Origin of the sequence: Pseudomonas sp. SWRI92, assembly GCF_014268685.1 — a bacterium.
Lineage (GTDB): Bacteria > Pseudomonadota > Gammaproteobacteria > Pseudomonadales > Pseudomonadaceae > Aquipseudomonas > Aquipseudomonas marvdashtae.
In genome coordinates this window covers 184,567-199,606 of record NZ_JABWQY010000011.1, presented here as the reverse complement: position 1 = coordinate 199,606, position 15,040 = coordinate 184,567, and the positions used below count along the sequence as shown (strand labels likewise).

General features: G+C 58.4%; 11 protein-coding genes and 1 pseudogene. 4 read left to right on the top strand and 8 right to left on the bottom strand.

Features of this window, described 5'->3' with window-relative positions; all coding sequences use genetic code 11:
- Nucleotides 1–170: 170 nt before the first annotated feature.
- The 4 genes from HU762_RS18310 to HU762_RS18295 are packed head-to-tail and all read right to left on the bottom strand — an operon-like array spanning nucleotide 171 to nucleotide 5,297.
- Entirely contained in the window at nucleotides 171–392 is a 222-nt protein-coding gene (locus HU762_RS18310; protein WP_186639370.1) for a formate dehydrogenase subunit delta, read from the bottom strand.
- Nucleotides 389–3,265, bottom strand: coding sequence for a formate dehydrogenase subunit alpha (gene fdhF, locus HU762_RS18305; protein ID WP_186639368.1), 2,877 nt, complete (start codon nucleotides 3,263–3,265; stop codon nucleotides 389–391). Before fdhF ends, HU762_RS18310 begins: the two co-directional genes overlap by 4 nt.
- The gene (locus HU762_RS18300) at nucleotides 3,262–4,821 is read right to left on the bottom strand and encodes an NADH-quinone oxidoreductase subunit NuoF (RefSeq protein ID WP_186639366.1); all 1,560 of its coding nucleotides are present in this window, start codon (nucleotides 4,819–4,821) and stop codon (nucleotides 3,262–3,264) included. Before HU762_RS18300 ends, fdhF begins: the two co-directional genes overlap by 4 nt.
- Nucleotides 4,815–5,297, bottom strand: a complete 483-nt coding sequence (locus HU762_RS18295) for a formate dehydrogenase subunit gamma (protein WP_030138762.1) — start codon at nucleotides 5,295–5,297, stop codon at nucleotides 4,815–4,817. The genes HU762_RS18300 and HU762_RS18295 overlap by 7 nt, the downstream gene beginning before the upstream one ends.
- A 450-nt stretch (nucleotides 5,298–5,747) precedes the next feature.
- Between HU762_RS18295 and HU762_RS18290 the strand changes: the two genes are divergently transcribed.
- The 4 genes and pseudogenes from HU762_RS18290 to HU762_RS18275 all read left to right on the top strand — a co-directional run bounded on the left by HU762_RS18290 (nucleotide 5,748) and on the right by HU762_RS18275 (nucleotide 11,012).
- Nucleotides 5,748–7,232: a DUF6531 domain-containing protein gene (locus HU762_RS18290; RefSeq protein ID WP_186639364.1), complete on the top strand. Its 1,485-nt coding sequence runs from the start codon at nucleotides 5,748–5,750 to the stop codon at nucleotides 7,230–7,232.
- A gap of 17 nt (nucleotides 7,233–7,249) precedes the next feature.
- Nucleotides 7,250–9,874, top strand: coding sequence for an RHS repeat-associated core domain-containing protein (locus tag HU762_RS18285; RefSeq protein ID WP_186639363.1), 2,625 nt, complete (start codon nucleotides 7,250–7,252; stop codon nucleotides 9,872–9,874).
- 48 nt (nucleotides 9,875–9,922) lie between these two features.
- The gene (locus tag HU762_RS18280; protein ID WP_186639361.1) at nucleotides 9,923–10,351 is read left to right on the top strand and encodes a hypothetical protein; all 429 of its coding nucleotides are present in this window, start codon (nucleotides 9,923–9,925) and stop codon (nucleotides 10,349–10,351) included.
- Between the two features lie 326 nt (nucleotides 10,352–10,677).
- Nucleotides 10,678–11,012 (top strand): annotated as a pseudogene (locus tag HU762_RS18275) (GyrI-like domain-containing protein).
- 54 nt (nucleotides 11,013–11,066) lie between these two features.
- On the opposite strand, the gene HU762_RS18270 reads toward HU762_RS18275, so the two are convergent.
- The 4 genes from HU762_RS18270 to HU762_RS18255 form a co-directional block, all read right to left on the bottom strand.
- Complete coding sequence (locus tag HU762_RS18270; RefSeq protein ID WP_186639360.1) at nucleotides 11,067–11,510, bottom strand: HIT family protein; 444 nt, start codon at nucleotides 11,508–11,510, stop codon at nucleotides 11,067–11,069.
- 21 nt (nucleotides 11,511–11,531) lie between these two features.
- A complete protein-coding gene (locus tag HU762_RS18265; RefSeq protein WP_186639358.1) occupies nucleotides 11,532–11,894 on the bottom strand; it encodes a response regulator in 363 nt (120 codons plus the stop codon).
- Nucleotides 11,891–14,077: a PAS domain S-box protein gene (locus HU762_RS18260; RefSeq protein ID WP_186639357.1), complete on the bottom strand. Its 2,187-nt coding sequence runs from the start codon at nucleotides 14,075–14,077 to the stop codon at nucleotides 11,891–11,893. The genes HU762_RS18265 and HU762_RS18260 overlap by 4 nt, the downstream gene beginning before the upstream one ends.
- Nucleotides 14,078–14,195: 118 nt before the next feature.
- On the bottom strand, nucleotides 14,196–15,026 hold the full coding sequence (locus HU762_RS18255) for an amidohydrolase family protein (protein WP_186639355.1): 831 nt from the start codon (nucleotides 15,024–15,026) through the stop codon (nucleotides 14,196–14,198).
- Nucleotides 15,027–15,040: the final 14 nt, after the last annotated feature.

Below are 15,040 nucleotides of genomic sequence, written 5' to 3'. Positions count from 1 at the left end.
CCGGATACATTAGCGCAAGCCTGATTTACCGTTCATCGTGACTGAGTAGCAAAAGGTAGGCTGACCATACATTTGCTTACTTTTACGCTTCATAAAAGTGAGTCGCTGTAAAAGCGAAACCATTAGCCGCCATCACCGCAGAAACGGATATGTACTCGATCAAAAAGAAGTCAGGTAACCCCCTCCGGCTCCTCCAACGCCGCCAACACCAACGGATGCAACACCGCATCCGGATGTTTTTCCTGCCACGCCCCGAGATCCCGGCGCATCCCCGGCGTCCAGAAATTCTTGATGTGCTGTCGAACCCCACTCACCGCCAACGCCTGATCAGGCTCCGTGGCGAAATACCGAGCGATCTCGTTGGCCATCTTGATCAGGTTCTGCGAGCTCATCGGCGCACCTCGGCTTTTTCGGCATGGCGACGTTCCTTCAGCAAGCGGCCTTGTTCATCACTGAACGCCTGGTAACGCTTCTGCCATTCCGAAGGCTGGCTGACCCGCACGATTTCCACCGCCGTGACCTTGTATTCCGGACAATTGGTGGCCCAGTCGGAGTTGTCGGTGGTGATCACATTGGCCCCGGATTCAGGGAAGTGGAAGGTCGTATAAACCACCCCCGGCGCGACCCGCTCGGTCACCTTCGCGCGCAGCACCGTCTGCCCGGCGCGGCTGCCGATACCGACCCAGTCTTCGTCGACAATCCCGCGGTTCTCGGCATCGGTCGGATGGATTTCCAGGCGATCCTCTTCATGCCAGGCCACGTTCTCGGTGCGCCGGGTCTGGGCGCCGACGTTGTATTGGCTGAGGATCCGGCCGGTGGTCAGCAGCAGCGGATAGCGGCCGTTGACCTTCTCTTCGGTGGGCACGTAGCCGGTGAGCATGAAGCGCCCTTTGCCGCGCACGAACTCGTCGATGTGCATGGTCGGCGTGCCGTCCGGCGCGGCATCGTTGCATGGCCATTGCAGGCTGCCATGGCGTTCCAGTTCGGCGTAGCTGACGCGGCTGAACGTCGGCGTCAGGCGGGCGATCTCGTCCATGATTTCCGAAGGATGGTTGTAGTGCATCTTGTAGCCGAGGGCATCGGCCAGGGCGATGGTGGCTTCCCAGTCGGCCTTGCCGGCCAGCGGATCCATCACTTTGCGGACCCGCGAGATGCGGCGCTCGGCGTTGGTGAAGGTGCCGTCCTTTTCCAGGAACGAGCTGCCCGGCAAAAACACGTGGGCGAACTTCGCTGTTTCGTTGAGGAAGATGTCCTGGACGATCACGCATTCCAGGGCAGTCAAGGCCGCGGTCACATGCTGGGTGTTGGGGTCGCTCTGGGCGATGTCCTCGCCCTGGCAGTAAAGCGCCTTGAAGGTGCCGTCCAGCGCCGCCTCGAACATGTTCGGGATGCGCAGGCCCGGGTCGGGTTGCAGGGTGACGTTCCAGGCTTGTTCGAACTGGGCGCGCACCGCTTCGTTGGAAATGTGTCGGTATCCGGGCAGCTCATGGGGGAACGAGCCCATGTCGCAGGAACCCTGGACGTTGTTCTGCCCACGCAGCGGGTTGACGCCGACGCCCTCGCGACCGATGTTGCCGGTAACCATGGCCAGGTTGGCGATGCCCATCACCGAGGTGCTGCCCTGACTGTGTTCGGTGACGCCGAGGCCGTAGTAGATGGCCGCGTTACCCCCGGTGGCGTAGAGCCGCGCGGCGGCGCGGATCTGGGCAGCAGGCACGCCGCAGACCGGGCCGAGGATCTCGGGCGCGTTCTCTGGCAGGCTGACGAAATCGCGCCAACGGGCAAAATCTGTCGCCTCGCAACGCTCTTTTACGAAAGGCTCGTCAACCAGGCCTTCAGTGACGATCACGTGGGCCAGCGCATTAAGCATCGCCACGTTGGTGCCCGGACGCAGCTGCAAATGCAGTTCGGCACGAGCGTGGGGTGAATCCACCAGGTCGATGCGCCGTGGGTCGATAACGATCAGCCGCGCGCCCTGGCGCAAGCGACGCTTGAGCTGGGAGCCGAACACCGGGTGAGCGTCGGTGGGGTTGGCGCCCATCACCATGATCACGTCGGCTTTCATCACCGAGTCGAAGTTCTGCGTGCCGGCGGATTCGCCCAGCGTTTGCTTGAGGCCGTAACCGGTCGGCGAATGGCAGACCCGGGCGCAGGTGTCGACGTTGTTGTTGCCGAACGCCGTGCGCACCAGTTTCTGCACCAGGTAGGTTTCTTCGTTGGTGCAGCGGCTGGAGGTGATGCCGCCGATGGAATCGCGGCCGTACTTGAGCTGGATCCGCCGCAACTCGCTGGCGGCATAGGTGACCGCCTCTTCCCAGCTCACTTCCTGCCACGGGTCGCTGATGTGCTTGCGGATCATCGGCTTGGTGATGCGGTCCGGGTGAGTCGCGTAGCCCCAGGCAAAGCGGCCCTTGACGCACGAATGGCCGTGGTTGGCCTGGCCGTTCTTGTCCGGGACCATGCGCACCAGTTGTTCGCCTTTCATCTCGGCGCGGAACGAGCAGCCCACGCCGCAATAGGCGCAGGTGGTGACGACGCTGCGTTCCGGCTGGCCGATCTCCACCACGCTCTTGTCGATCAGCGTGGCCGTCGGGCAGGCCTGGACGCAAGCGCCGCAGGAGACGCATTCGGAATCGAGGAAGTTGTCGCCGCCGGCCGCTTCCACCCGGGAATCGAAACCACGCCCGGTGATGGTCAGGGCGAAGGTGCCCTGGATTTCCTCGCAGGCGCGCACGCAGCGACTGCAGACGATGCATTTGCTCGGGTCGTAATCGAAATAAGGGTTGGACACGTCCTTGGCTTCGGCCAAGTGATTGGCGCCTTCGTAGCCATAGCGCACCTCGCGCAGGCCCACCTGCCCCGCCACCGTTTGCAATTCGCAGTTGCCGTTGGCCGGGCACGTCAGGCAGTCCAGCGGGTGATCGGAAATGTACAGCTCCATCACATTGCGGCGCAGCGTGGCGAGCTTGGAGGTCTGGGTGCGCACCACCATGCCCTCGGTCACGGGCGTGGTGCATGAGGCCGGATAACCGCGCATGCCGTCAATCTCGACCAGGCACATGCGGCAGGAGCCGAAGGCTTCCATGCTGTCGGTAGCGCACAGCTTGGGGATGGTGGTGCCGAGCAAGGCCGCCGCGCGCATCACCGAGGTGCCGGAAGGCACATTGATTTCGCGACCATCGATGGTCAGGCTGACTTGCACGTCGCTTTCGCGAGCCGGGGTGCCCAGGTCGATGTCGCTGGCTGGGTCGAAGATGGTAATCATTGGTCGGCCTCCGTGGTCGCCAGACCGAAGTCGGCGGGGAAGTACTTGAGGGCGCTGGCGACGGGGTAGGACGTCATCCCACCGAGGGCACAGAGCGAGCCGTATTGCAGGGTGTCGCAAAGGTCTTGCAGCAACGCCGCCTGTTCCTGACGGGCGTTGGCATCGGTGCTGGCAATCAAGCGATCCACCACCTCGACACCACGGGTTGAACCAATGCGACACGGCGTGCATTTGCCGCAGGATTCCTCGGCGCAGAACTGCAAGGCGAACCGGGCCATCCGGGCCATGTCGAGGCTGTCGTCGGCGACCACCACGCCACCGTGGCCGAGCATCGCGCCCATGGCCGCGAACGCTTCATAGTCCAGCGGTGTATCGAACTGCGCCGGAGGCACCCAGGCGCCCAGCGGTCCGCCGACTTGCGCGGCCTTCAGCGGACGCCCGCTGGCGGTGCCGCCGCCGTACTCTTCCACCAACTCGCGCAGGCTCAGGCCGAACGCGCGCTCCACCAGGCCGCCGCGACGAATATTGCCGGCCAGCTGGAACGGCATGGTGCCCAGCGAGCGACCCATGCCGAAGTCGCGATAGAACTGCGCGCCCTTCTCCAGGATCACCGGCACGGAGGCCAGGGTCACGACGTTATGGACCAGGGTCGGCAAGCCGAACAGGCCCTGTAACGCTGGCAGCGGCGGCTTGGCGCGGACCATGCCGCGCTTGCCTTCGAGGGATTCCAGCAGCGCCGTTTCCTCGCCGCAGATGTAGGCGCCGGCGCCCACCCGGACGTCAATGTCGAAGGCGCAACCGCTGCCGCCCACGTCCGCGCCCAGGTAACCGGCCTCGCGGGCGATGTGCAGGGCTTGATTCAATGTGCTGATGGCGTCCGGGTATTCGGAGCGTACGTAGATGTAGCCCATCGTCGCGCCGACGGCGATCCCGGCGATGACCATGCCTTCGATCAGCAGCAAGGGATCGCCTTCCATCAACATGCGGTCGGCGAAGGTCCCGGAGTCGCCCTCGTCGGCGTTGCACACCACGTATTTCTGCGGGCCTTGGGCGTCGCGCACGGTGCGCCACTTGATGCCCGCCGGGAACGCCGCACCACCGCGACCGCGCAAACCGGAGTCCAGCACATTGGCAACAACCTCGGCGCCGTCCATCTGGATCGACCGAGCCAGGCCGAGGAACCCACCTTGGGCGCGGTAGTCGTCCAGGGACAAGGGTTGGGTGATGCCGGCACGGGCAAACAGCAGGCGTTGCTGGCTTTTCAGGTAGGGAATGTTTTCCACCAGCCCCAACGCTGATGGATGGCTGCCTGGGTCGTGGGCGAGCGCATCGAGCAGGCCCGGCACGTCTTGTGCGGTGAGCGGGCCAAAACCCAAGCGCCCTTCGGGCGTCTCGAGCTCCACCAACGGCTCCAGCCAATAAAGGCCTCGGGAACTGGTACGCCGCACCTGAAGCGGCAATTGACGACGCCCGGCCTCATGGACCAGCGCCTCAGCCACTTTGTCCGCGCCGACGGCACGGGCCACTGAATCACGGGGAATGCAGAGGGTCAGCATGGACCATCCTCCAGGCAGCCATTGACCAGTTGGCGCAGGCGTTCAGGGGTCAGTCGTGCGTGCAACTCGCCGTCCAACTCCAAGGCCGGCGAGCAGACGCAGGCACCCAGGCAGTAGACCGGCCGCAAGCTGATGGCTCCGTCGGCGCTGGTGCCGTGATCATCCAGCGACAGTTGCTCGCGTAATTGGGCAGCCAAGCCCTCGGCCCCCATGCTCTGGCACGACTCGGCCCGGCACAGGCGCAGCGTATGGCGCGCAGGTGGCGTGGTGCGAAAGTCATGGTAGAAGCTGATCACCCCGCGCACTTCAGCCTGGCTGAGGTTCAGGGCATGGGCGATTTCCGGGACGGCGGCGTCGGGCACGTACCCGCAACCTTCCTGGATGGCATGAAGGATGGGCAACAAGGCACCGGGGGTGTCCTTCTCGCGCGCCAGCACGCTGTGGATCAGAGGCAGGTGAAGCGTCTCATCAGGCATAAACGTACCTCGGCATCTCGAACGGCAGCGCCGCGTGGCGGTAGTCGTTCGGAGTCTTGGCGGCGGCGTGCGGCCCACGTCACGGTAGCGTGGCAAATCCGATCGCCATTCTAGCTCTCCGGCCGGGTGTCTTTGGTGCACTAGGTCCGGGGCATCTTCACAGCTTGCCACGCCCGGGGGGTGGCGATTGCACGTGGACGACGAAACGTGTTCTGAAAGCGACCAAGCGTGAGAAGTTGTCCTGCATCCACGAAAGGCAAATGCACAAGTGAGTGTAGGCGATCCACAGCTATCAGTGGCTATCGGCCGTTTTCCTGACTGCCAGCGTGGCGAGTGCTTTGCTGGATCACCACATAAGGTTACAAACACAATATATATCTATCGTTTTACAGCGTTCCATCTCGCCATCATCCAGGAGGACAACAACCTGACACCAGAAGGAACCCTGGAATGCTATGCAAACAGCTTTTTACGTACTCATTACTGCTTTTATCACTTGCAGTAAACCTCCAAGCGTTGGCAGAAGAATACTATTGGACGATTCAACAGTTCCCGGAACATCTTCAAAAACGACAGCCCTCACCCGAATTGGCTTGTAAATGGCTACATGAAGAGTACGAAGAAATCTGGAATTACACACCACCGGTGGCAACGGAGGACGATCACATCTGGCATTGCCACATGATATATGGCAAGGATTCCTTAAACGATTCTTATGGCGCTGTATCCATTCTCCGCAGCGGCAACACATGCAGCGAAAACCAACAATTCAATAAGACCTCAGACCAATGCGAGACTCAAGGCGTCGACAGTGGCTGCCCCATGAGCCTGGCGGGAAACCCGATAAATTTCGCAACAGGTTACAAAATACAAACAGAAAACGATTACTCAACTGCACATGCACACCCAAGCGCAAATCCACTCGATTTTTCAAGATTCTACAGAAGCGTTGATGGGGTATGGCGGCACAGTTATTCATCTTGGCTCAGCCTCGAAGAAAACTTGATCACACTTATTCACCTGAATGGCAGTCGATCGTTTTTTGAAAAAAAGGGAACGTCTTATGAGGCTAGGCCACCCGAAACAGGAACGCTCGTCTATCAGTCGGACCGTTGGAGCTATCACGCCCGCAATAATCGCTCACTTGAATTTGATAGCAACGGAAGGTTAATTGCGCTTATTAAATCAGGTAGCACGCTGAGCATTACCTATTTAGACAATATTGCGACCGTCACTGATGGTTTTGGTAACACCTTAAAATTTACCGAGGACACGTTAAAACAACCTCTTACCGTCACAGCGGACAACGTAAACATTAGCTACACCTATAATGATCACAAACAACTTACTTCCATGACCATAAACCATCCCAACCACACTGAAAACAAACAATACCTCTATCAAGACCCCAACAACAGCAGATTGCTGACCGGCATTATCGATGAACGCGGGGTGCGTTACGCCACATGGACCTATGATGAACAAGGACGCGCCATTTCAAGTGAGCACGCTGCTGGAGCTGAAAAGGTCCTGGTCAGTTACAACAGTGATGGATCGTCCAATGTCACTAACGCGTTGGGCAAGCAGACGCACTATCAATTTGAATTGATTCAAGGCATCAAACGCATCAAATCCATTACAGGTCTTCCATCGGTCAACCGGCCCGATAGCAACTCAACTTTCACCTACGACACCCGCGGTCTGCTGACAACAAAAACAGACAACAATGGCAATATAACCACCTATCTCTACAACGACCGTGGCCTGGAAACCTCTCGCACGGAAGCGAGCGGCACTTCTCAAGCAAGAACGATCACCACCGAATGGCACCCGACGCTGTATTCCCCAGTGCGCATCAACGAACCGGATCGCTCCATTCAATACACCTACGACACTCAAGGGCGCCAGCTCAGTAAAACAATCATTTCACGTTAATTCAGAAGGATCTGAATATGAACATATTGACATGCAAGGTGGCTCTGTTCGCTCTCGCTTTGGGCGGAACCATTACCACCCTTCCTCTTTGCCAAGCTGCCGAACGTGGCTGGTCGTTCACCTACAATACCCAGGGGCTGCTGGAATTGTCAGATGGGCCCCGAACAGATGTAAGTGACATTACCCGCTACGAATACGATCCAAAAGGGCGTCTGGCGCGCATTATCAACGCGCTCGGGCACACCACCACGTTTTCCAACTTTGACACCACCGGCAACCCTGAGACAGTTGTCGACTCCAATGGGGTTATTACAAACCTGACCTATTCACCACAAGGCTGGGTGAGGTCGTTGAGTACCGCTACCGGCAATGTTCGCCTTGAATACAATGCCGTGGGCGACATCACCAAGATCGTTAGCGCAGACAATAGCTGGTCGACTTACACCTGGGACGAGGCAAGGCGGCTCATTCGAGTGACCAATAACGCAGGGGAACAGATCGTATTTGATCTCGATCCGATGGGGAACCGAACTGCGGTACGAATCAAGGACAAGACCGGTCATCTGACCAAACAACATCAATGGGTGTATGACGAACTGGGTCATTTGCTGCGCTCAGTGGGGGCTACCGGCCAGACAAGCCGGACACAGTACGACCTCAACGATAATCCGATCGCGCTGACCACCCCCCGCAATCACAGCCATCAACGGGCCTTTGACCCACTGAACCGATTGGTGACCAATACTGACCCGCTGAATGGCATCACTCAACTTGAGTACGACGCTCAAGACAACCTCACGCAAGTCCGCGACCCACGTGGTGCGACCACTCAATATCAATACGACGGCCTCGGTAATCTGACACGTTTGAACAGCCCTGACAGCGGCAGCAGCACCTATCAGTACGATGCCGCAGGCAACGTAACGCAACAGGTGGACGCGCGTGGTGTGGTCACGACTTTTAGCTACGATGCGCTCAATCGCTTGACCGCCCGCCGCTATCCGACGAACCCGGCACTGGATGTTCAATTCCACTACGATTCAGTTGCCGCAGGTAACAAAGGCATCGGCCGACTGACAGCTTTGGTGGACCTCAACGGTGTACTGAATTACACCTACGACGACCAAGGCAACGTTACAGCCCAGCGGCAAACAGCGCCCGCAAACACAGCGACTCAGCCAGAACAAATCGGCTATGGATACGATGTCGCCAATCGGTTGAGCAGGATCGATTATCCAACAGGTTTCAGCATCGTCTACTCGCGTGACACCACAGGACAAATCAGCCAAGTACAAATTCGGCAGGGCACGGGGCAGCCGACCGCGTTCGCCAGTAACATCACGTATCAACCTTTCGGTCCGCTTAAAAGCCTGACCTGGGCCAACGGGACTACGCTTCAACGCACCTATGATCTGGACTATCAGCTGACCGCTCAAACCGTCGCAGGCCAGAGCGAGACCTATACCTACGACGCCCAGGGAAATATGACTCAATTGCAACGCGACTCAGTCGACGCCCATGGCTACAGCTATGACCCGCTGGATCGCCTGGTAGGAGAATCTACTGCTTTCAACCAGATGACTTACGTTTATGATCCGGCGGGAAACCGCACCCGAAAAGCATTCAGCACCCTGATTGACGGCGAGTTGCGTGTGACCGCTGGCACGTCTTATCAGTATGGGGCGAGCAACAATCAGTTGACGCAGGCAGGCACCCACTCGGTAGACTTCGACGCGGCAGGCAACCTGACCGCAGACCGCGCCAATCGTCAGTTTTCCTACGACGAGCAGAATCGCCTGAGCAAAGTGAAAATCAAGGGTGCTGTCAAGGCTAGGTTCCGCTACAACGCTCTCGGCCAACGAACCAAAAAAATCACCTCTCAAGGCACTACAACATTTATCTACGGGTTGAGTGGCGAACTTCTTGGCGAGCACCTGTTCGATAACCAAGGCAAGAAGCTGAGAAGTCAGTTTTATATCTGGCTCGAAGGGGTGCCCTTGGGCGGGATCAGTGTGAGCTACGGTGCAACGGGCGCGCCAGCAAACAGCACCGCGTTCTACCTCCATAGCGACCACCTCAACACACCGCGAATCGCGACGAACGCTGCGCGAACCAAGGTATGGGAATGGGTTTCCGATGCATTCGGTACAAAGAAAGCCAGCGGGCAACTGGAAATCAATCTGCGTTTTCCCGGCCAGTACTACGATGTCGAGACTGGACTCCACTATAACTATTTTCGTGATTACGACCCGAAAACTGGACGCTACATGCAGAGCGATCCGATTGGGTTGGCGGGTGGGCTAAACACCTATGGATACGTGGAAGGAAATCCGATTAGCTTTTTTGACTCATATGGCCTTGCCAAGCCAGACCTAGGCAGCGGGGTGGAATCGCACAATGGTGGCAAGGAGCATGTGCATTGGGGAGATAAATCCAACCCTCGGGAAAATGCTGTAAACAGGGATGGTTCAATCAGACACGGTAAAGAGCCACCAAAAAAAATAAAAGACAAGATAAATAACAAGTTCAATTGGAATTTAAGAATTCCTTCCATGCTAATCCCGCTCTCCCCTGAAATATTGGATAAAATAAATCCTGAGCGCCTACCTGACCCAATGGAGGGTATACCAAGAGAGTGTTAATACATCCAACTAGAACCAAATCCCCGAAGCGAAACCAGAGGTACCCAAATGATTTACATTGAAGAAAATAGCTTCGAGAGGCAATTAGACTTGATCTCTGCACTGGCAAGCCAGGCACCTTTTGATTTGGTTGCCTGGCTGTATCCGGAGTCGACCATCGACACCATATTAGGCGTCAGTATTTATAAATCAACCACCGTAAATGCGGTACCAGCTACAAATTACGCAAATGACTTTATCGCAAGCTGCACTCCGCGGCTTCGGGCAACCGATGCAGTAATAAATAACATCGCACAAGAAAAAAACCTCATAGTAAACAACTGTGACAGTCTATGTATCTATAGCCCCGAAAATCCTGAATGGCAAGCATGTACAATAGGTCACGAAGGAATGATATTGGTTAGAGATGTGGCTCTACTTGATTATTTAAAATCCCTAGATTTCAATGCATCACTGGATGCCCCACCTTGGTGGTGACTCACCGTCACAAAACATGTAATGCGTAGAGCGCTACGATCCACTCATCCGCACAGGACGTAGCGCTCCACTCTTGAACACGTCGTCGACCGCTGATGGTGGAGTCAAACGCTGGGGCATCTGGCTTGCCTCTCGATTAATATCGCAGAGAAGCAAACTACGCGCGCGTGATTGATCGATAAACCGTGCCAATGGCATAGGACCTATATCGGTATCACATAAATCCAAATAACCGAAGACGTGACGCTGTTTGAGCAAACGCGGCTAGGCAGGCTCGCCGCGTATAGTCGATGGTTATGTCGACCACACCTCCAAGAGCCGTATCCATGCCTGAGCTACCTAACGACTGCGCTTACACCAAACGCTTCGACGCCGTACTGGCCTATATCGAGGCCAATCTTGAAGGCGATCTTTCGGTGAAGACGTTGAGTCACGTGGCGAACTTCCCGGCGTTCCACTTCCATCGCCAATTCACGGCATTCGGGGGCGTGCCTGTTTCCCTTATGCCGTGGTGCGCCACGCGGGGTCTCCCGATCACATCGGCGAAACGATCTATCCGATCTACCGCGACTGGCTTCCCGGGAGCGGCGAGGAACTGCGGGACCAGCCATTGGTTTTCCACTACCTGACTGTCTATCCCGAGACACCGCAGGATCAATGACAGACTGTTGTGTATGTTCCGCTGCTGTAGCGATTCGATCCGTAGGCCCGCGCATCACCCCTCAGAACGAATACGCTCCACCAACCGCGCCTGCAATTGCTCGAGCTCCTGGGGATCAGCTTTCCCCTGCCCATGGGCGCCAGGCGCCTGGCCTTCCCAGCGTGGAATGATGTGCACATGGATGTGGTAGACCGTCTGCCCCGCTGGCGCGCCATTGAACTGGGCGATCTGCACACCGTCCGGCTGCAACTCGTCGACGATGACGCGGGTGAGGCGCTGCACCGCTGACATCAGCTTCCCCAGCACCGCGGGGTCGACCTCCAGGATATTCCGGGCCTGGGCCGCCTTGGGAATGACCAGTACGTGACCGCGCGACTGAGGGAAGAGGTCGAGGAAAGCCAACACATCCGCGTCTTCGTAGATCTTGTAGCAAGGGGCTTCGCCGCGAAGGATAAGCGCAAAAATATTCTGCGGATCGTATTGGCCGTGCAAGCTCATGGTCGCTCCTTGGAAGGTACTTTAACTTTTTAGCGTCAGCGCTATCTTCTGCTGCAATTCGCTTTCTGAAAATGGTTTATGCAAAACCGGGTATCCGGCAAATTCGCCAGGCACACCGCTAGCACCGTATCCGGTACTGAACAGGAAAGGAATATCGCGTTTACGCAGTATTTCTGCAACGGGAAAAACCCGCTCACCGGCCAGGTTGACGTCCAGGATCGCCAAGTCAATCTGCGCCGTGTCTGCCATTTCCCGGGCCACGGCGAGCCGTGGAACGGACGCCACCACGGTGCACCCCAGCTCTTCGAGCATTTCCTCGATCAACATGGCGACTGTGCCTTCGTCTTCGACAAGGAGCACCCTGATACCCGCAAACAGGGTCATGCGTGGTTCTCAGCGACCATAAACGAGAAGCGACAAAGAACGCCCTCAGGAGCAAAGGTGAGCACGAATATCCCGCCAAGGTCACGCTCGATGCAACGCTTCATCAAACGGGAACCGAGCCCCTCGCGCTCCGGCTGGAGCACCAGCGGTCCACCCTGCTCGCGCCAATCCACCGTCAGCAAGGTTCCGTTCGGTTGCGGCTGGACGTTCCAGTTCACCGAAAGCCTGCCGGTCTCGACGGACATTGCGCCGTATTTGAGGGCATTGATCGCCAGCTCATTGAGGGTCATCGTCAGGCCAAGCGCGATTCGCGTATCGACATCGATGGCATCGCCCGCGATGGTGATCCGACCGGGCTCGGCTCCGAATATCGGGGTGAGCACTTCCTGCGCCAGGGAAGCGAGGGGTGTATGGCCCCAATGCCGCCTCGTCAGCAGGTTGTGGGCTCGGGACAAGGCGAGAAGACGCGCCTCGAACCGGGTGTAGCCGTCCTTGGCGTCCTGGGCGTTGCGCGCCGTTTGGGCTGCCAGGGATTGCACGGTGGCTAGGGTGTTCTTGACCCGGTGATTGAGTTCGTCGATCAGTGTCTTCTGCCGGTCTTCCGCCTGCTTTCGCTCGGTAATATCCACCAGCATGTTGATGGCGCCCACCAAGTTGCCTTCGGCATCGTGCAGCGGCGTGGGATACGGGGTGAACGGTACGCGGGTGCCATCGGGCCGTTCTGCTATCGCCTCGACACCGCGTATCGGTCGGTTTTCCTTCAAGGCGACCGCCATCGGACACTGGTCGTGGGGCAGCGGGTTCCCGTCGGTGGTGAACAGTTTCCAGGTCACGCACCAGAGGTCGCCCAACCGAGGCGTGCGACCTGATAGTTCGACCGCCGCACGGTTGAAGAAGTTGATACGGCCGTCGGCGTCGGTGGTGTAGACCGCTGCGGGCAATGCTTCGAGCAGATTGCGCATGTGCCGCTCGCTTTCGCGAATCTGGTTCTCCATCCGTCGCGCCAAGGTGACATCCTGGAGCACGCGCACGCCATAGCAAAATACCCCGTCGGCGTCCCTGACCGATGAGCTGTGGATGTCCAGGTACACGGTCTCGCCGTCAGGCTTGAAAGCGCGCTTGCGCAGCACGTAGTTGTCCAGCTCGCCGGCCACTTGGCGCGCATACAAGGCAGCATCCTCGTCGGTGCTGTCGGAGTGGGTGTAATCCAGGAAAGTCATTTGCAACAGTTCTTCGCGCGACCGACCGAGCATATTGCAAAGGGCGTCGTTCACCCGCAGCAGGCGTCCGTCCGCGCTGGCCTCGGCGATGCCGATCGTCGCCGCTTCGTACGTCGCCGACAGCCTGTCGTCGCTCTCCTTGCGTGCGGTTTCGGCCGTGTGGACACAGGTCATGTCCACCGTGAAGCAGCGCGTATTGAAGAGCTTGCCCTGTTCGAAGCGCCCGTTGGAAGTGATCGAGACATGCTTGATCGAGCCGTCCTTGGCCCTCAAGCGCGCCGGATAGTTTTCCAGGCATTCGCCGCTGCTCAACTTGCCCAGAATGTCGCAGATGACGGGCTCGTCGACATGAAACTCGGTGATGTTGCGGCCGATATATTCTTTTGCCGAATAGCCCAGCAGGGTCAGCTCGGCCTTGTTGGCGCGTAGAATGATGCCCTCGCCACTGACGATGTGCAGGCCCACCGCGCTGTTCTCGAAAAAATCTTCGAGGTCGGCGTTCTTGTGTCGAAGCTCTTCGGCCACGGCATGGTGGGCCGAGACATCCTGGAAACAGTTGATCGCGCCCTGGATGCCTCCTTGCGAGTCCTTCAGGGCCCGGATGTTCACCAGTGCCACGAACCGCGCCCCGTCCGGACGTTCGATGATCACTTCCTGGTTGCGCGTCGGTAGACCCGTTTCCAGGGACGTCGCCATCGGGCAGTCTTCCAACGCAAGCGGGGTACCGTCGGGCAGGAAAAGGCGATAAGAACCGCAGAAGCGGTCACCACCCTCCCCCAGCATCGGCACTCGCCCCCACATGGCCGCCGCCTCGCTGTTATACCGGACCAGCCAGCCTGCGCGATCGCAGACGTACACGGCGCCAGGAATGGCATCGAGCGCGTTCGTTCCAATCGCCACGAGACTTTCGTACTCGCTCGGCGGCGTACGCGTCTCTGTGGGAAGCGCTTCAATATTCGACATGGTTCATCCTCAATCCGCCTGGCCTTGCCATCGCTGCGGTCCTGCGACTTCGCAATGGACACTAGACCCCCTGTTCATCCTGCGAGTTCAGGGAAACTCGACACCGCATGAATTCAGGTCAGAACCTGAACAAATGGCGCGGTGTTTCCACCATGAGCGCGTGCATAAGGTGCGCCGAACCCTCCAGTGCTTGCAACTGTTGCATCACCGTATCGAAACCGACGTTGCCTTCATGTTGGGTGTGCGGCCAGTCACTGCCCCACACCAGCCGACGCGGGCCGAAACTCTGCTCCAGCAACGCCAATGCGGACCGGGCGAATTCGAGGTTCTCCCGATCCGTCCCCGCCAGCCGGTAGATGCCGGAGACCTTCATCCACACCTGGCCGCCAGTGCCCAGCTCCAGCAGCTTGGCAAAGCCTGGCTGGTCAAGGCCCAAGCGGGCATCCGGGCGACCGAAATGGTCGATCACCACTTGCACGCCAAACGGCATCAGTTGACCAATCAATGCCGGCAACGCATTCACGGGCGCATGCAATTCGACGTGCCAGCCCAATCCAGCGAGATCTCCCAGGAAAGCTTTCCACGCCGTCTCGCGAAAATCAGGCAGGGCCTTGCCCATCAGGTTCAAGCGCACACCGACCACTCCCAGTCGAGCCATGTCATCGAGCACGGCGCGGCTGATACCGGGCTCCACGACCACGACGCCGCGAAGTCGCCCCGGCGCCTGTCGCAGCGCAGCCAGCAAGTAGCCGTTGTCGTTGCCGAGAAAGCTCGGCTGGACCAATACCCCATGGCTCAGGCCATGGGTTTCCAGGTGCTCCAGATAGTGCGCCAGCGTGGCGTCATAATCAGGCGTGTAGCGCCGAACAGCCGCCAGCTCCAGCTCGCGGCTGAACACATGAGCGTGGCAGTCGACGCCGGTAATCGGCGTAGTACAGGTATCAACCATTGCTTTTCATCTAT